19 protein-coding genes are annotated in these 14,149 nt (G+C 44.3%); 11 read left to right on the forward strand and 8 right to left on the reverse strand.

Features of this window, described 5'->3' with window-relative positions; all coding sequences use genetic code 11:
- Positions 1 to 113 precede the first annotated feature (113 nt).
- The 9 genes from ACE1AQ_RS13980 (at position 114) to atpA (ending at position 7,999) form a co-directional block, all read left to right on the forward strand.
- Entirely contained in the window at positions 114 to 1,244 is a 1,131-nt protein-coding gene (locus tag ACE1AQ_RS13980; RefSeq protein ID WP_110545589.1) for an FAD-dependent oxidoreductase, read from the forward strand.
- A gap of 238 nt (positions 1,245 to 1,482) precedes the next feature.
- On the forward strand, positions 1,483 to 1,923 hold the full coding sequence (gene psbQ / locus ACE1AQ_RS13985; protein WP_008206935.1) for a photosystem II protein PsbQ: 441 nt from the start codon (positions 1,483 to 1,485) through the stop codon (positions 1,921 to 1,923).
- Between the two features lie 973 nt (positions 1,924 to 2,896).
- A complete protein-coding gene (locus ACE1AQ_RS13990) occupies positions 2,897 to 3,259 on the forward strand; it encodes an ATP synthase subunit I (RefSeq protein WP_002739749.1) in 363 nt (120 codons plus the stop codon).
- A 57-nt stretch (positions 3,260 to 3,316) separates the two neighbouring features.
- Complete coding sequence (gene atpB, locus ACE1AQ_RS13995; RefSeq protein ID WP_002739857.1) at positions 3,317 to 4,066, forward strand: F0F1 ATP synthase subunit A; 750 nt, start codon at positions 3,317 to 3,319, stop codon at positions 4,064 to 4,066.
- Between the two features lie 230 nt (positions 4,067 to 4,296).
- Complete coding sequence (gene atpE / locus ACE1AQ_RS14000; protein WP_002740068.1) at positions 4,297 to 4,542, forward strand: ATP synthase F0 subunit C; 246 nt, start codon at positions 4,297 to 4,299, stop codon at positions 4,540 to 4,542.
- A gap of 230 nt (positions 4,543 to 4,772) precedes the next feature.
- On the forward strand, positions 4,773 to 5,204 hold the full coding sequence (locus ACE1AQ_RS14005; RefSeq protein ID WP_002740070.1) for a F0F1 ATP synthase subunit B': 432 nt from the start codon (positions 4,773 to 4,775) through the stop codon (positions 5,202 to 5,204).
- Positions 5,205 to 5,330: 126 nt separating this feature from the next.
- On the forward strand, positions 5,331 to 5,873 hold the full coding sequence (locus ACE1AQ_RS14010; protein WP_002750068.1) for a F0F1 ATP synthase subunit B: 543 nt from the start codon (positions 5,331 to 5,333) through the stop codon (positions 5,871 to 5,873).
- Positions 5,874 to 6,422: an ATP synthase F1 subunit delta gene (gene atpH, locus ACE1AQ_RS14015; RefSeq protein ID WP_008206934.1), complete on the forward strand. Its 549-nt coding sequence runs from the start codon at positions 5,874 to 5,876 to the stop codon at positions 6,420 to 6,422.
- Between the two features lie 68 nt (positions 6,423 to 6,490).
- Positions 6,491 to 7,999, forward strand: a complete 1,509-nt coding sequence (gene atpA / locus ACE1AQ_RS14020; RefSeq protein WP_002750072.1) for a F0F1 ATP synthase subunit alpha — start codon at positions 6,491 to 6,493, stop codon at positions 7,997 to 7,999.
- A gap of 143 nt (positions 8,000 to 8,142) precedes the next feature.
- On the opposite strand, the gene ACE1AQ_RS14025 is transcribed toward atpA, so the two are convergent.
- A complete protein-coding gene (locus ACE1AQ_RS14025; RefSeq protein WP_374808611.1) occupies positions 8,143 to 8,319 on the reverse strand; it encodes a hypothetical protein in 177 nt (58 codons plus the stop codon).
- Between ACE1AQ_RS14025 and ACE1AQ_RS14030 the strand changes: the two genes are divergently transcribed.
- A complete protein-coding gene (locus ACE1AQ_RS14030; protein ID WP_002763363.1) occupies positions 8,290 to 9,237 on the forward strand; it encodes a F0F1 ATP synthase subunit gamma in 948 nt (315 codons plus the stop codon). The genes ACE1AQ_RS14025 and ACE1AQ_RS14030 overlap by 30 nt on opposite strands.
- 106 nt (positions 9,238 to 9,343) lie before the next feature.
- Here ACE1AQ_RS14030 and ACE1AQ_RS14035 read toward each other — a convergent pair whose 3' ends face one another.
- Positions 9,344 to 9,541 carry a hypothetical protein gene (locus ACE1AQ_RS14035; protein ID WP_002740312.1) on the reverse strand — a complete coding sequence of 66 codons (198 nt, stop codon included), beginning with the start codon at positions 9,539 to 9,541 and terminating at the stop codon, positions 9,344 to 9,346.
- 124 nt (positions 9,542 to 9,665) lie between these two features.
- Here ACE1AQ_RS14035 and ACE1AQ_RS14040 point away from each other — a divergent pair, with 124 nt between their 5' ends.
- Complete coding sequence (locus ACE1AQ_RS14040; RefSeq protein ID WP_039900671.1) at positions 9,666 to 9,884, forward strand: hypothetical protein; 219 nt, start codon at positions 9,666 to 9,668, stop codon at positions 9,882 to 9,884.
- A 164-nt stretch (positions 9,885 to 10,048) separates the two neighbouring features.
- Here ACE1AQ_RS14040 and ACE1AQ_RS14045 read toward each other — a convergent pair whose 3' ends face one another.
- From ACE1AQ_RS14045 to ahcY, 6 genes are all read right to left on the reverse strand, one after another.
- Positions 10,049 to 10,438 carry a type II toxin-antitoxin system VapC family toxin gene (locus ACE1AQ_RS14045; protein WP_039900670.1) on the reverse strand — a complete coding sequence of 130 codons (390 nt, stop codon included), beginning with the start codon at positions 10,436 to 10,438 and terminating at the stop codon, positions 10,049 to 10,051.
- Positions 10,435 to 10,632, reverse strand: coding sequence for a hypothetical protein (locus tag ACE1AQ_RS14050; protein WP_002789758.1), 198 nt, complete (start codon positions 10,630 to 10,632; stop codon positions 10,435 to 10,437). The genes ACE1AQ_RS14045 and ACE1AQ_RS14050 overlap by 4 nt, the downstream gene beginning before the upstream one ends.
- A 392-nt stretch (positions 10,633 to 11,024) precedes the next feature.
- A complete protein-coding gene (locus ACE1AQ_RS14055; protein ID WP_039900664.1) occupies positions 11,025 to 11,306 on the reverse strand; it encodes a type II toxin-antitoxin system VapC family toxin in 282 nt (93 codons plus the stop codon).
- Positions 11,303 to 11,722 (reverse strand): hypothetical protein, encoded by a 420-nt coding sequence (locus ACE1AQ_RS14060; protein WP_253257758.1) that lies wholly within the window; start codon positions 11,720 to 11,722, stop codon positions 11,303 to 11,305. The genes ACE1AQ_RS14055 and ACE1AQ_RS14060 overlap by 4 nt, the downstream gene beginning before the upstream one ends.
- Positions 11,723 to 11,728: 6 nt before the next feature.
- Positions 11,729 to 12,334, reverse strand: coding sequence for a DedA family protein (locus tag ACE1AQ_RS14065; RefSeq protein WP_002784839.1), 606 nt, complete (start codon positions 12,332 to 12,334; stop codon positions 11,729 to 11,731).
- Between the two features lie 242 nt (positions 12,335 to 12,576).
- Positions 12,577 to 13,854, reverse strand: coding sequence for an adenosylhomocysteinase (gene ahcY, locus ACE1AQ_RS14070; RefSeq protein ID WP_008206926.1), 1,278 nt, complete (start codon positions 13,852 to 13,854; stop codon positions 12,577 to 12,579).
- Positions 13,855 to 14,149: the final 295 nt, after the last annotated feature.

Here is a 14,149-nt window from a genome sequence, read left to right on the forward strand (position 1 = left end):
GGCCTCGATACCTTGAGTTTTTGTCTATCCACCCTCGATCTTGCAACAGAATTTCTGTGTCAGAAGATATATTCATTAGAATTTAACTTTTCCGGCAGCAATCCCCTTTTTTTATGGATTTAGTCAAGCGCCTAGTTTTTATCGGTGGGGGTCATAGTCATGCGATCGCCCTTCGTCTTTGGGGGCAATCACCCCTAAAAAACGTTCAATTAACTTTAATTAGCGATGTCACCCATACCCCCTATTCGGGAATGTTACCCGGCTACATCGCCGGTTTTTATGATTTTGCCGAAACTCATATCGATTTACCTTCTCTAGCTAGGTATTCTCAAGCGCAATTCTGTTTAGCTAAGGCTGATTCCATAGATACGGAAAAATGTCAAGTAATTTGTCATAATTCTTCACCAATTCCCTTTGATTATCTCTCGATCGATATCGGCAGCATCCCAGCAGTGGATAATGTTATCGGTGCTAAAGAGTACGCTATTCCCGCCAAACCGGTGCCGATTTTTCGGGAAGGATGGCAAGAAATCCTGAAAAAAGCGGTTAGTAACCCCAATAATCCTTTAAATATCGTCATTGTTGGTGGTGGCGCGGGCGGGGTCGAATTAGCTTTAAATATGCAGTCCCGTTTGACCAAAATTCTCAACTCTAGCAGTAATTTGAATTTGTCTCTAATTCATCGAGGAAAAAAACTACTACCGAACCATAATAATTGGGTCGGCCAACGTTTGGAGAATATTTTTAAACAAAGGGGAATTAGATTATATTTATCAACGGATGTGACGGCAGTGCAAGCAGATCGGATTATCTGTTCATCGGGGTTAGTTTTGCCCACGGATTATACAATTTGGGTAACGACTGCCTCGGCCCCTAGTTGGATTAAAGCGTCAGGATTACTGACAGATGAAAAAGGGTTTATTTTAGTGAATAATTATCTGCAATCCCTTTCCCATCCCCATATTTTTGCCGTGGGAGATATTGCCACGATTCCAGATTATCCCCGTCCGAAAGCGGGAGTTTTTGCCGTCCGACAAGGTAAACCTCTGTTCGATAATTTAGTCAGAATTCTGCAAAATCAGCCATTAAAACCCTATTTTCCCCAGAAAAATTATCTCAGTTTAATCGGGACAGGAGACCAAAAAGCGATCGCATCTTGGGGCGGTTTTTCGTGGCAATCACCGTTATTATGGTTATGGAAAGATCGGATCGATCGAGCTTTTATGAAACAGTTTAAGCTGTAATCAATAAGTAGGTAGGTGTTAAAAATTATCAGACACCCCCTTATCAAGGGGGGATTAAGGGGGGATCAGAGGCAAAATTGCTGATTATCGTCCAATAGCACCGAGTTACTGTCAAGGTCGTTGGGAGTAAAATCTGATTTGGGAATCCCACAACCTGATAAAGTAAAAATCGTCCCGATAGCTTGACCAGTTATCGGGAGAGAACGTCAATAGTTTGTTAAATAGTACATATAAACCAATGCCACGTCTTCGCTCGATTATTTCCCTAGTTTTAGTCCTAGTTACTACGCTGCTGGTTAGCTGCAGTGGTCCGCAAGCAACTATCCCCACCGTCTATAGTCCGCAAAAAATCGAACAGTTACAGGTTTACATCCAACCCATAGAAGGATTTCGCGAAAAAATGAGCGTTTTGCAAGACCTCATCGCTGACAAAAATTGGGTAGATACTCGCACCTATATCCACGGTCCTTTGGGGCAATTGCGTCGGGAAATGGTAGGATTATCCCGTAATTTACTGCCCAAAGACCAAGAAAAGGCCAAGCAGTTAGCGAAAAATCTTTTCGTTCACTTTGAACGTATCGATGCGGCAGCCAAGGAGAAAGATGCTAGTCTCGCTGCTACTCAATTCCAAGAAGCATTAAAAGACTTCGATGCTTTCTTAAATATTGTTCCCAGTTAGTTTGTATCAGGAGACAGAATCGGTTATTAGTTATCAGCTTTAAAAAAATCTCCAGCTTTTTGCCTAGAGATTGTTGTTAGAGAGAAGCACACAAAAACTTTTTTTATTTATAGGTATTGAGTTTAAAAATCAAGAGAGAAAAAAATAGTAACCCTTACCCTTTTCCCAAGTAACTGCTTTTTATTAACCATTGCCAGGATGACTATTCCAGCTATTTACTCTCGTTTTGTTATCCACTGGTTGTAGAAATCTGCTCAAGGGTATTTAAGGGATTGTTGGCTACTACAACACTCATAGCTTTTTCCTTACCTATGACCAAGTAATCTGGGCAAGAAAGGGAATATTTTTAAGAGTTACTCAGCCACCGCACCTCGATGGCCTATCTACTCTCTCACTTCTAGGCTTTTATTTATAGCAGCAGCAAATTTTTACCTCCTGCAAGGGCAAAGGATTATATTAGTTAAACTGAGCAAGCTTGCACTCAAATAATCAAACCCTGATGCGGAAAAACTTTCCAGAGAAAAAATTTTCTTTTGGGGTAGGGGGTACGGGTAAATTTTTCTTCAGGTTCGGGTTTACTGAGGAGTAGGGACAAGAAAAAAATCTACTCAAAAACACAGTTATAGCAGTTATCTTAATGGTGAGGTAGGAAGTCTCTGGTTTTAGGGAACAGGCAAGAGGGAGCGCTGAACTTGGGCGCGCTGGAGTCGGGGCAGTGGGGAGAAGGGAGCAGGGGAGGAGGGAGAAAAAAGCTGACGGCTGACGGCTGGGAGCGGGGGGAATCAAGACCATTTACAATTGCTTAATAATTGTTGCCACTGCCGTGATAATATGTCTTGTGGCTCACCTGAGCGTCATAGCTCGGAAAGCAATCCAGATATTGAGATTAGTCTATCGCTGATTTAGGTGTACCTTGTCTGACCCATCGATCGAATCTCCCCCAACCCCAGAAACCAACCCGCCGTCAGATCCGATGCGGGAATACTATCAACTACAAAACACCCTATTGATCACCACCCTCATCTTAAGCGGTCTGATCTTTATACCCGTGTGGCTGTTTTATTCCCTCAATACCGCCCTTAATTACCTATTAGGGGCAATGGTGGGAGTTGTTTACCTAAAACTCCTGGCCGGGGAAGTGGAAAAATTGGGGGTAACGAAAAATCGCGTGGGCAAAAAAGGATTAGCCCTATTCGCCGGATTAATCATCATCGCCAGTCGTTGGCAAGAACTGCACATAGTGCCAGTTTTTTTGGGTTTTTTGACCTATAAAGGGGCGATCATCGTCTATACCCTGCAAACCATCTTCAAGCTGGAGCAGAAAGCCGATTCCTAACCCCTTTGACCGTTAAAATAACCCTGATTTGCGAACCCGAATCTCCCTAAGGTAGAAATGTTAGACAGTTTAAGTGTGCTTAATTTTTATAGCCTCGCTTCCCTGGAAGTGGGACAACACTGGTACTGGCACATCGGCGGACTAAAAATTCACGGGCAAGTGATCGCGGTCTCCTGGATCGTCTTCGCTATCTTAATCATCGCCTCGATCGCCGCTACCCGCAAAATCCAGAAAGTCCCTAGCGGTATTCAAAACCTGATGGAGTACGTTCTCGAATTTCTGCGCGATTTAGCCAAAAACCAGCTAGGAGAAAAGGAATATCGACCCTGGTTGCCCTTCATCGGCACCCTATTTTTATTTATTTTCGTTTCTAACTGGTTAGGGGCCTTGATTCCTTGGAAGTTAATCGAACTGCCCGAAGGGGAATTAGCCGCCCCCACTAACGACATCAATACCACGGTGGCGTTAGCCCTACTGACTTCCCTCGCTTACTTCTACGCGGGCATCAGTAAAAAAGGACTCGGTTACTTCGCTCACTACCTAGAGCCGATTCCCGTGCTATTACCGATCAAAATTTTAGAAGACTTTACCAAACCCCTCTCCCTCAGCTTCCGTCTTTTCGGAAACATCCTCGCGGATGAGTTGGTAGTAGCCGTATTAGTCTTCCTTGTCCCCCTAGTCGTACCCCTACCCCTGATGGCTCTCGGTTTATTTACCAGCGCTATTCAGGCCCTGGTCTTCGCCACCCTTGCTGGGGCCTATATCCATGAGGCCCTGGAATCGGAACACGAAGAAGAACACGCTTAAAAGCGAGGGACGAAAACAGAAAAATTTCTTAGGGAAAAGTGTCCAAATAATAGGATAATAACTAAGAAATTATTGGTCGAATTCAGGATGAGCAACTGAATTCCAGGATCGTTCTTTCCCAAAAACTCTTTCGGGAGTTTTGAGCAGAAAACCAGCCATTTTTTGAGGCTGAGAACGCGCTCTGTAAACAACAGATTGAAATTGATTAGTAAATAGAGGAAAAAATCACCATGAACCCCACAGTAGCTGCCGCTTCCGTTATCGCCGCCGCCCTCGCCGTTGGTTTAGCCGCTATCGGCCCCGGTGTTGGTCAAGGTACCGCTTCTGGAGAAGCTGTTTCCGGTATCGCCCGTCAACCCGAAGCTGAAGGAAGAATTCGTGGTACCCTTCTCCTCAGCTTGGCATTCATGGAATCCTTAACCATCTACGGCTTGGTTATCGCTCTCGTTTTACTGTTCGCTAACCCCTTCGCCTAATTAAAAAAGCAGTGGGCTATCAGCCCCCAGTCCCCAGCTTGGCAGCAGAGTTTTAAAAACTCTCAAAAAACGCCAAAGCAGCTAACTAAAAAGTCTGGTTTTTGGGACGGAAGGCTGATAGCTAATTAAGGGAATTTTACTGATTCCCCCTGACTGTATATTGTTAAAGCAGGGGGATCATATTCCTTTTTTGAACCTGTCTATAGCCTCTATTTATCAGGAATAAATCAATGTTTGATTTCGATGCCACCCTGCCAGTGATGGCACTACAGTTTATTCTTTTGGCAGTGATCCTGAACGCCGTTTTTTATAAACCCCTCAGTAAAGTTTTAGATGAACGGGCGGAGTATATTCGGCAAACGGAAGGCGGAGCCAAAGAACAACTAGCCAAAACCGAAGCACTTGTACAAGAGTACGAATTGCAATTAACTTCGGCTCGTAAACAATCCCAAGAGATTATCGCCCAAGCGCAAGCTGAGGCCCAAAAACTAGCCAGCGAACGAGTTGCCGCAGCCCAAAAAGAAGCGATCGCCCGTAAGGAAGCCGTCGCCGCCGAAATTGCCCAACAGAAAGAAGAAGCCTTTCGTTCTCTAGAAGGACAAGTGGCCTCTCTTTCCCGTCAAATTCTCGAAAAACTCCTCGGCCCCGAACTCGTTCGCTAAACCCCAGCCCTTGGTTAATAACAGTGATCAGTAAAAAGATAGCACTCAGTCGTCAGGAGTTAGAAGACTGATAACTTACCTCTGATAACTGATAACTGAACAACCTACTCCCCGCCCTCAATAATCATGATCATCGACACAGTTTTATTATTAGCCACGGAGGCGAAGGAAGCGGCAGCAGAAGGATTCGGCATCAACACCGATATCCTAGGAACTAACCTATTTAACCTCTCGATTCTGCTCGGTTTAGTCATCTTCTACGGCCGCAAAGTTCTCGGACAAATCCTCGGAGAACGTCAGTCGAAGATTGCTGAAGCTTTAGCCGAAGCTGAAGACCGGAAAAATATTGCCGCTAACGCCCTCGCCGAAGAACAGAAAAAACTCGCCCTAGCAAAACAAGAAGCGGAAAAAATTATCAATAATGCTCGATCTAGAGCTAAAACTGTCACCGCCGACATCGCCGCCCAAGCCGAACTCGATATTCAAAGAATGCGCGAAAGTGCCGCTAAAGATCTCTCGGCAGAACAGGATCGCGTTTTAGTAGAATTACGCCAAAGAATTACCGCTTTAGCCTTAGCTAACGTGGAATCCCAGTTAAGCACCGGCCTGGAAGAATCGGTACAACAAACCCTAATTGATCGCAGTTTGGCGAACCTAGGAGGTAAATAGATGCAGGGAAGTTTAATCAGTTCAGAAATTGCCGAACCCTACGCCCAGGCATTACTTTCCGTCGCCCAAAGCAGCGGACAATTAGAAGCGATCGGCGGCGAAATAAAATCCCTCTTAGAATTGTTGGAAAATGCTCCCGATCTAAGAGCTTTTATTGGCAATCCCGTCATCAAAGAAGAAGCTAAAAAAGCCGTTCTTTCCCAAGTAATGGGGAGCAGTGCCAATCCCTATTTAACTAACTTCATGATGTTATTGGTCGATAAACGTCGGATTCAATTTTTAGAACCCGTTTGTCAACAATATCTCACCCTGGCTAGAGCGCTGACTAACACCGTTTTAGCGGAAGTTTCCTCGGCCACCGAATTGAACGATAGCCAAAAACAAATCGTCATCGACAAAGTGAAAACTCTGACCGGGGCGAACGTGGTCGAACTGAAAACCAAAGTTGATACCAGCCTCATCGGTGGTGTGGTGATCAAAGTCGGTTCTCAGGTCTTTGATGCCAGCATTCGCGGTCAACTACAACGCCTCAGCCTCTCCCTGCGCTAAGGTCATCTAATCTCCCTTTTTTGCCGTTTTTTCACCTTCTAATTTTTTACTTTTTCCGAGATTAAACTATGGTAGCTATCAGACCCGACGAAATTAGCACGATTATTCGTCAACAGATCGAATCCTATAACCAAGAAGTACAGGTCTCCAACGTGGGAACCGTCCTGCAAGTGGGTGACGGTACTGCCCGCATCTACGGCCTACAACAGGCCATGTCGGGAGAACTATTAGAATTTGAAGATGGAACCGTCGGCATCGCCCTTAACCTCGAAGAAGATAACGTCGGTGCAGTGTTAATGGGTGACGGTTTCGGGATTAAAGAAGGCGGTACGGTGAAAGCTACCGGTAAAATCGCTCAGGTTCCCGTGGGTGAAGCCTTAGTCGGCCGCGTGGTTGATGCCCTCGGTCGTCCCATCGACGGCAAAGGGGACATCCTCGCCAGCGAAACCCGTCTGGTGGAATCCCCCGCCCCCGGTATTGTCGCTCGCAAATCCGTCTGTGAACCGATGCAAACCGGCATTACCGCTATCGATGCCATGATTCCCGTCGGTCGTGGTCAACGGGAGTTAATTATCGGTGACAGAAAAACTGGTAAAACAGCGATCGCCATTGACACGATCATTAACCAGAAAAGCGAAGACGTGATCTGTGTCTATGTCGCCATCGGTCAAAAAGCCTCCACCGTCGCCCAAGTAATCGACACCCTCACCCAAAGAGGCGCTATGGATTACACCGTGGTGGTGGCCGCTAACGCTAACGACCCCGCCACCCTCCAGTATATCGCCCCCTACACCGGAGCTTCGATCGCCGAATACTTCATGTATAAAGGCAAAGCGACCCTGGTTATCTACGATGACCTCACCAAGCAGGCTCAAGCTTATCGTCAGCTATCCCTGCTCATGCGTCGTCCTCCCGGTCGGGAAGCTTACCCCGGCGACGTTTTCTATCTCCACTCCCGTTTACTAGAGCGCGCCGCTAAACTCAGCGATGCCCTCGGTGGTGGTAGCATGACCGCCCTGCCGATTATCGAAACCCAAGCCGGTGACGTTTCTGCCTACATTCCCACGAATGTAATTTCGATCACTGACGGTCAGATATTCCTCTCCACCGACCTCTTTAACGCTGGTTTCCGTCCTGCTATTAACGCTGGTATTTCCGTATCCCGGGTGGGTTCGGCGGCCCAAACGAAAGCGATGAAGAAAGTTGCCGGTAAATTAAAACTGGAATTAGCCCAGTTTGACGAATTAGAAGCTTTTGCTCAATTCGCTTCTGACCTTGATGCGGCCACCCAAGCACAACTGGCTCGCGGTCAACGTCTGCGTCAAATCCTCAAACAACCCCAAAACTTCCCCCTCTCCGTTTGGGAACAGGTGGCGGTGGTTTATGCCGGTTTAAACGGTTATCTCGACGATATCGCCACCGATAAAGTTATCGATTTCTGCACCGGTTTACGGGAATACCTGAAAACCAGCAAACCTCGCTACGTTGAGATCGTCAGCACTGAAAAACAACTCAACGACGAAGCAGAAGGCCTGCTCAAAGATGGCATCAATGAGTACAAACAGGCTTTCAAGTAAACTTCTGTGAGCTTTAAGCTGTCAGCCTTTTCAGTGATCAGTGATCAGTGATCAGTAAACAGTGACCAGTAAACAGTGATCAGTAAACAGTGATCAGTAAACAGTGATCAGTAAACAGTGAAAAGATGGCCAGAAACTGCTATTTAGTACTGCTCACTTAACACATACTGCTCACTTAACACATACTGCTCACTTAAAACTCCAATCTGATAACTGATAACTGATAACTGATAACTGATAACTGATGACTGATAACTGATAACTGATAACTGATAACTGATAACTGAATTATGCCTAATCTCAAAGCGATTCGCGACCAAATTCAATCGGTCAAAAATACCAAAAAAATTACCGAGGCCATGCGTCTGGTGGCGGCCGCAAAAGTGCGCCGCGCCCAAGAACAAGTTCTCTGTACCCGTCCTTTTGCCGATGCCCTCGCTCAGGTACTTTATAATCTCCAAGGTCGTTTAGCCTTTAGTGATGTTAATTTACCCCTGCTGGCCCAACGGGAAGTAAAAACCGTGGCTCTGTTGGTAGTGACAGGCGATCGAGGTCTTTGTGGCGGTTATAATACTAACGTCATCCGTCGTGCCGAACAACGGATGAATGAATTAAAAGAGCAAGGGATTAAGTATCAATTAGTGGTTGCCGGCCGAAAAGCGGCACAATATTTTGAGCGCCGCAATGCTCCCATTGCCGCTAAATTTATCAACCTCGAACAGATTCCCACTGCCGATGAAGCTGGCACTATTGGGGATGAATTACTTTCCTTATTTTTATCGGAAACAGTCGATCGGGTCGAGTTAATTTATACTCGTTTTATCTCCCTGATCAGTGCCACTCCGGTGATTCAAACCCTGTTACCTTTAACTACCCAAGGTTTAGCGGTACAGGATGACGAGATTTTCCGTTTGGTGACTAAAGAGGGAAAATTTAAGGTACAACGGGAAAAAATGGCCAGCCAACCAGCGCAGGTTTTTCCCCAAGACATGATTTTTGAGCAGAATCCCGTCCAAATCCTCGATTCTCTCCTACCTTTGTACTTAAATAACCAATTACTGCGCGCTCTCCAGGAATCGGCAGCGAGTGAATTAGCAGCCCGGATGACGGCAATGAGTAACGCCAGCGAGAACGCCAGCGAGTTAATCGGGACTTTAAGCCGTACCTACAACAAAGCGCGTCAAGCCGCTATTACGCAAGAATTGCTAGAAGTAGTAGCGGGGGCCAACGCGCTCTAGATTTAAGCCTGTTTTTCTTTTGATTATCAGTAGGAGTGATTATTTTCACTCCTTTTTTTATATAGGGTTTGCTGAAAAAGTAGGGACGAAGAACACCTAAGGATGATTAGATTGTTTTCTTAAGCACAATCTCAGAGCGACTATCAAAACCTAGATCCCCAATACCAACTACTTCCCAACCTTGAGAGCCCAAATCATTAAGAATTTGTAGCAAATCCGCTCCTACTTGGTTGCCATTCAGAAACCAGACCACAGCATTAGGTTCATTCTTTCCTACAAGAATCTGATATTGGAAAATAGCCATTTGACCTCCTGTATTGAGTTGCCTTTGGATCAGTCCAACGGAATTCTAGACCAACTTTTCCAGGTAATACCCCCAATTAAGATTTTATTAAGAGTTCATTCTCGCACCTCTAGAAGTTTAAACCATGTCACTCGCTGAGTTAATTCCTCTGGTCAACAATCTGAGCCAGTCAGACAAATTATCACTCTTTAAAGTCCTAGCCACACAAATCCCAGACGCTGAACTACAATTCATCTTCTCCGCACCAGAGTATCCAATTTTGTCCCTCTACGACGCAACGGCAGCAGCAAACATTCTGATGCAGATGATTCAGGATGACCAAGGGGCATCTGCTCATGCCTAGTAAAGTTGAGTTTACCTTTTCTGAGGATGACGCATTACTGACAATTCCTATCATTCTCAGTTATGCAGACTCTTCTTTTTCTACGAAGGCACTGGCCGCTACAAATCTTGGATGACACTGATAGCAGATAAGTCAACTTTTAATTCTCGCTCTTCTACTATTATTTACCCCTCATCAATAAACGGGTTTTTAATATTTAAACCAGAAATACCCTTAAAATCATCAACATTTCTAGTGACCAAACATCCATTTTGGCTCAATGTTGTTGCGGCAATAATGGCATCGGGAATCTTGATTTTATACTGTCGTTTCAGTTGAATAGTCAGATCTTCAATTTCTCTCAATATGGGAATTAATTCAAACTGTGAGAGTAAATCTTCAATTATCTGCTCTTCTTCCTTAGACAAAGTAGGAAAACTGAGTAACTCAATTCTGACAATTGGTGAGATAAAAATCTGATGCAAACTCAAAAAAGCTTGGGAGAAAAAAGAAGTAACTATATCGTCATCGGCTAAATAATAAATAAAAATATTGGTATCATAGACGTATTTCATCCATCCCACTCCCGACGAAGAGACTCTACATGAGATAGCATTGCCGCTTTTTTATCCTTAAGAATACCTTTGGCTTTAACCACCTTTTGATAATCTTTTTGCCAAAGCTGAAGCAGTGAATCTGGCACGTCTGCTGTAATAAAATTTTCATCTTCAGCAATCAGATAATTCCTTGGTATTTTAATCAGTGGCACAGCTTTTCTCCTAATACCAAACAGTATTTAATGTTTCTCTCTGTCATAGACCATCATTATATATTATCATCACAAGTACGGTAGAGCCACCAAGTCAAGGAATATTCGGGTGATAAAACTAACTTTGTTCAATTTAGAGCGGGATTAAGTAATTCTACCTGACAGCGTAATGCTGCATCTATTAATTGCTTATCATTGGTAGCCAATGGTAAATCTAAGCGCAAAGCAAGTTCTAAGTAAGCAGCATCATAAGAAGCTAATTTTTGTTCTCTTGCTAGTGTTAAGTGGGTGGGTGGAATTAAATATAAAATGAACGTAGGTTGGGTTGAAGCATGAAACCCAACGCCCGCATGGGTTACGCTACCGCTAACCCATCCTACAAATAATTGTGCCTACCTACTTAAAGTCCTGCCAAAAGCTTGGACTGAAGTTAAAGAATCAATAGTAATAAGTAAAGACTGTAACCAATTAATCGATGCTTGAGTTTGCTCGACCGTCATCCGATTTCTTCTTTCTGCGACTAGGAGATTATTGACAATCTCTAAAGACCAAATTTCGGGAACAAATGCTTCGGCGTTTGGCATTATGTCTAATACTGCGTTAGCATAATCGTTATCTTCATCGACCAAACACCAGCTAATTGCTACCGAACAATCTAAAACGAACTCAATCAAAACCGCCTCCCTTCTTCTCGCATGGCACGAATTTCACTTTTAGGTAAAGCTACAGTTTTTTGAAGGCGGCGCATTCCTGAAATAGCTTGGGTAATAGATTGCTCTACTACTGGGTTGCCCCAGGCATTATAGCGAGGTTTTCTTTCCTCTTTTCTACTTGCTAAATCTTCACTGACTTCTTGAACCGCTTCAACGGTTACTGTAACATTTACTTCAGTGTCTTTAAAATCGGACGGTATATCTAAATGTAAGATTCCATCTCTACCAATCTGAGAACTTAGTTTAATTTTTGGCATATTAAAACCTCGTATATTCTTATCCTTTTGCCCCTTTATAAGCAGTAAAACGTAGTTAGAATACAAAAATTGCTGCTTTGACTCGAAGGTGACAATCCGTCGTAAAACACCACCTCTCATCAACATTTACTCATACCGGCGGTTACGTTTGCGGATAATCCAGAGGATAAACCAGATAACGAGGACAAGTAGCGCTATTTTTGACACAGGAGCCAGATATTCTTCCACAAGGGGGTAATTTTTCCCTAAAAAGTAACCTGCTGCCGTTAAAAAAACGACCCAGAGGGTCGTGCCGATGGTGGAGTAAACTAAAAAGGGAATCATCGCCATGTGATTCATCCCGGCGGGAAGGGAAATCAAAGTTCGCACTCCGGGGACCAAACGACAGAGTAAAACCGCTTTACTGCCGTGACGGTTAAACCATTGATTAGCTTTTTGAATATCTTTAGCGGAAACGGTAATCCATTTGCCGTATTTATCGGCTAGTTTTTCAATTTTTTCCTCATCCACAACCCGACCGAGATAATACCAAGGTAGCGCTCCGATGACCGTACCAAAAATCCCCGCTACCACTGCCGGAATAAATTCCATTTGTCCCTCATGGACGGTAAAACCCGCCAGGGGCATAATTAATTCCGAGGGAATGGGAGGAAAAAGATTCTCTAAAAACATTAATAGGGCTATGCCTAAATAGCCCATGGAAGTCATTGTATTTGTAATCCATTCAGTCATATTTTTTGAGGATTTAGAAAACAGTTTTAAAGTAAAAAAAGGGAGTGGGAAGTAGGAATTATGAATTATGAATTATGAATTATGAAGTGGCGGGTACTGACTCCTAACTCCTAACTCCTGACTCCTGACTCCTGACTCCTAACTCCTGATAACTGATAACTGATAACTGATAACTGATAACTGATAACTGATAACTGATAACTGATAACTGATAACTGATAACTGATAACTGATAACTGATATTAGGTTCCGGAAGTCCAGGAGTTGATATATTCTAATTGGGCTTCGGTGAGAGTATCGATTTCAATCCCCATGGCTTGTAGTTTCAAGCGGGCGATTTCTTGGTCTAATTCGTAGGGAATCGAGTATATACCGGGGGCTAATTTACCCTTATTTTTAACCAAGTATTCTACACCGATCGCCTGATTAGCGAAACTCATATCCATAACGGCGCTAGGATGACCTTCGGCGGCTGCCAGGTTAACTAGGCGACCTTCACCGATAACAACGATGGATTTACCGCTTTTTAGGCTATATTGTTGGGTAAAGTTGCGAACTTCCTTAACATTATCGGCTTTTGCGCCTAAAGCTTGCAGGTCGATTTCAATATCAAAGTGACCGGAGTTGGAAACAATCGCCCCATCTTTCATCAGGTCGAAATGTTCGGCCCGGATAACGTGCTTGTTACCAGTGACAGTGATGAAGATATCGCCTTCTTTAGCGGCTTCATCCATGGGCATAACCCGGAAACCGTCCATCGCTGCTTCAATGGCACGCACGGCGTTGATTTCGGTGACAATTACATTAGAGCCTAAACCTTTGGCCCGCATAGCCACACCTTTACCACACCAACCATAACCAGCCACAACCACGGTTTTACCGGCAAGGAGGATATTGGTGGCGCGAATGATACCATCAAGGGTAGATTGACCTGTACCGTAGCGATTATCAAAGAAATGCTTGGTTTCTGCGTCGTTAACGTTCATTGCGGGGAAGGATAAGACCCCAGCTTTGAGCATGGCTTGCAAACGGACGATACCGGTGGTAGTTTCTTCGGTAGTACCGATAATGTCGGGTAATTGGTGACTTCTTTCTTTAACTAGGGTGGCTACCACATCACAACCATCATCGATGATAATCTGGGGTTTGTGATCGAGGGCGATTTGAACGTGACGGTGATAGGTGTCGTTATCTTCCCCTTTGATTGCATAAACGGGGATGCCGTAATCAGCGACTAAACAAGCGGCCACATCATCTTGGGTGGAAAGGGGATTACTAGCAATTAGTAACGCATCAGCGCCACCGGCTTTTAGTGCGATGGCCAAATTAGCGGTTTCGGTGGTAACGTGACAGCAAGCGACTAAACGCAGTCCAGCAAAGGGTTTTTCGATGGCGTAACGTTCGGCTAATTGACGCAAAACGGGCATTTCCCGACCGGCCCATTCGATGCGCTGTTTGCCGATGGGGGCTAAACTAATATCTTTGATGTCGTATTTCTGTTGAACTGGTGTTGCTACCATAAGGGGTTTTCCTTAAATACAAGCCTAGGCTATTGGTTAATTTAACTTAACATTGTCTGGGTATTTTGGCTAATGTCAAGCTTTCCACTGGTTTTTTATATAGGAAAAAGTTATCAATCCCTCACTGACCTATCCAGAAATCGGTACATTGTACATTGGGAGCATCTCACTTACGCGATAAGTAATTATACTTAGCCTAAAAGCCACTCTTAATCGTGTCTTGGAACGAAATAGAGGCTTTTAAAGACTGCGTACATGGAGAATTAAAACAAGAATTACCCTCGAAAAGCCTATT

Source organism: Microcystis sp. BLCC-F209 (assembly GCF_041928595.1).
Taxonomy (GTDB): domain Bacteria; phylum Cyanobacteriota; class Cyanobacteriia; order Cyanobacteriales; family Microcystaceae; genus Microcystis.

What these genes read in the sequence shown, in the direction of transcription:
- atpH (WP_008206934.1), top strand. Translation starts at nt 5,874, where the DNA reads ATGCAGGGAAGTTTAATCAGTTCAGAAATTGCCGAACCCTACGCCCAG.
- ACE1AQ_RS14065 (WP_002784839.1), bottom strand. Translation starts at nt 12,334, where the DNA reads ATGACTGAATGGATTACAAATACAATGACTTCCATGGGCTATTTAGGC.
- ACE1AQ_RS13990 (WP_002739749.1), top strand. Translation starts at nt 2,897, where the DNA reads ATGCGGGAATACTATCAACTACAAAACACCCTATTGATCACCACCCTC.
- psbQ (WP_008206935.1), top strand. Translation starts at nt 1,483, where the DNA reads ATGCCACGTCTTCGCTCGATTATTTCCCTAGTTTTAGTCCTAGTTACT.
- atpA (WP_002750072.1), top strand. Translation starts at nt 6,491, where the DNA reads ATGGTAGCTATCAGACCCGACGAAATTAGCACGATTATTCGTCAACAG.
- ACE1AQ_RS14005 (WP_002740070.1), top strand. Translation starts at nt 4,773, where the DNA reads ATGTTTGATTTCGATGCCACCCTGCCAGTGATGGCACTACAGTTTATT.
- ACE1AQ_RS14035 (WP_002740312.1), bottom strand. Translation starts at nt 9,541, where the DNA reads ATGGCTATTTTCCAATATCAGATTCTTGTAGGAAAGAATGAACCTAAT.
- atpB (WP_002739857.1), top strand. Translation starts at nt 3,317, where the DNA reads ATGTTAGACAGTTTAAGTGTGCTTAATTTTTATAGCCTCGCTTCCCTG.
- ACE1AQ_RS14030 (WP_002763363.1), top strand. Translation starts at nt 8,290, where the DNA reads ATGCCTAATCTCAAAGCGATTCGCGACCAAATTCAATCGGTCAAAAAT.
- ACE1AQ_RS14040 (WP_039900671.1), top strand. Translation starts at nt 9,666, where the DNA reads ATGTCACTCGCTGAGTTAATTCCTCTGGTCAACAATCTGAGCCAGTCA.
- ACE1AQ_RS14010 (WP_002750068.1), top strand. Translation starts at nt 5,331, where the DNA reads ATGATCATCGACACAGTTTTATTATTAGCCACGGAGGCGAAGGAAGCG.
- ACE1AQ_RS14045 (WP_039900670.1), bottom strand. Translation starts at nt 10,438, where the DNA reads ATGAAATACGTCTATGATACCAATATTTTTATTTATTATTTAGCCGAT.
- atpE (WP_002740068.1), top strand. Translation starts at nt 4,297, where the DNA reads ATGAACCCCACAGTAGCTGCCGCTTCCGTTATCGCCGCCGCCCTCGCC.
- ACE1AQ_RS13980 (WP_110545589.1), top strand. Translation starts at nt 114, where the DNA reads ATGGATTTAGTCAAGCGCCTAGTTTTTATCGGTGGGGGTCATAGTCAT.
- ACE1AQ_RS14060 (WP_253257758.1), bottom strand. Translation starts at nt 11,722, where the DNA reads ATGAGAGGTGGTGTTTTACGACGGATTGTCACCTTCGAGTCAAAGCAG.
- ahcY (WP_008206926.1), bottom strand. Translation starts at nt 13,854, where the DNA reads ATGGTAGCAACACCAGTTCAACAGAAATACGACATCAAAGATATTAGT.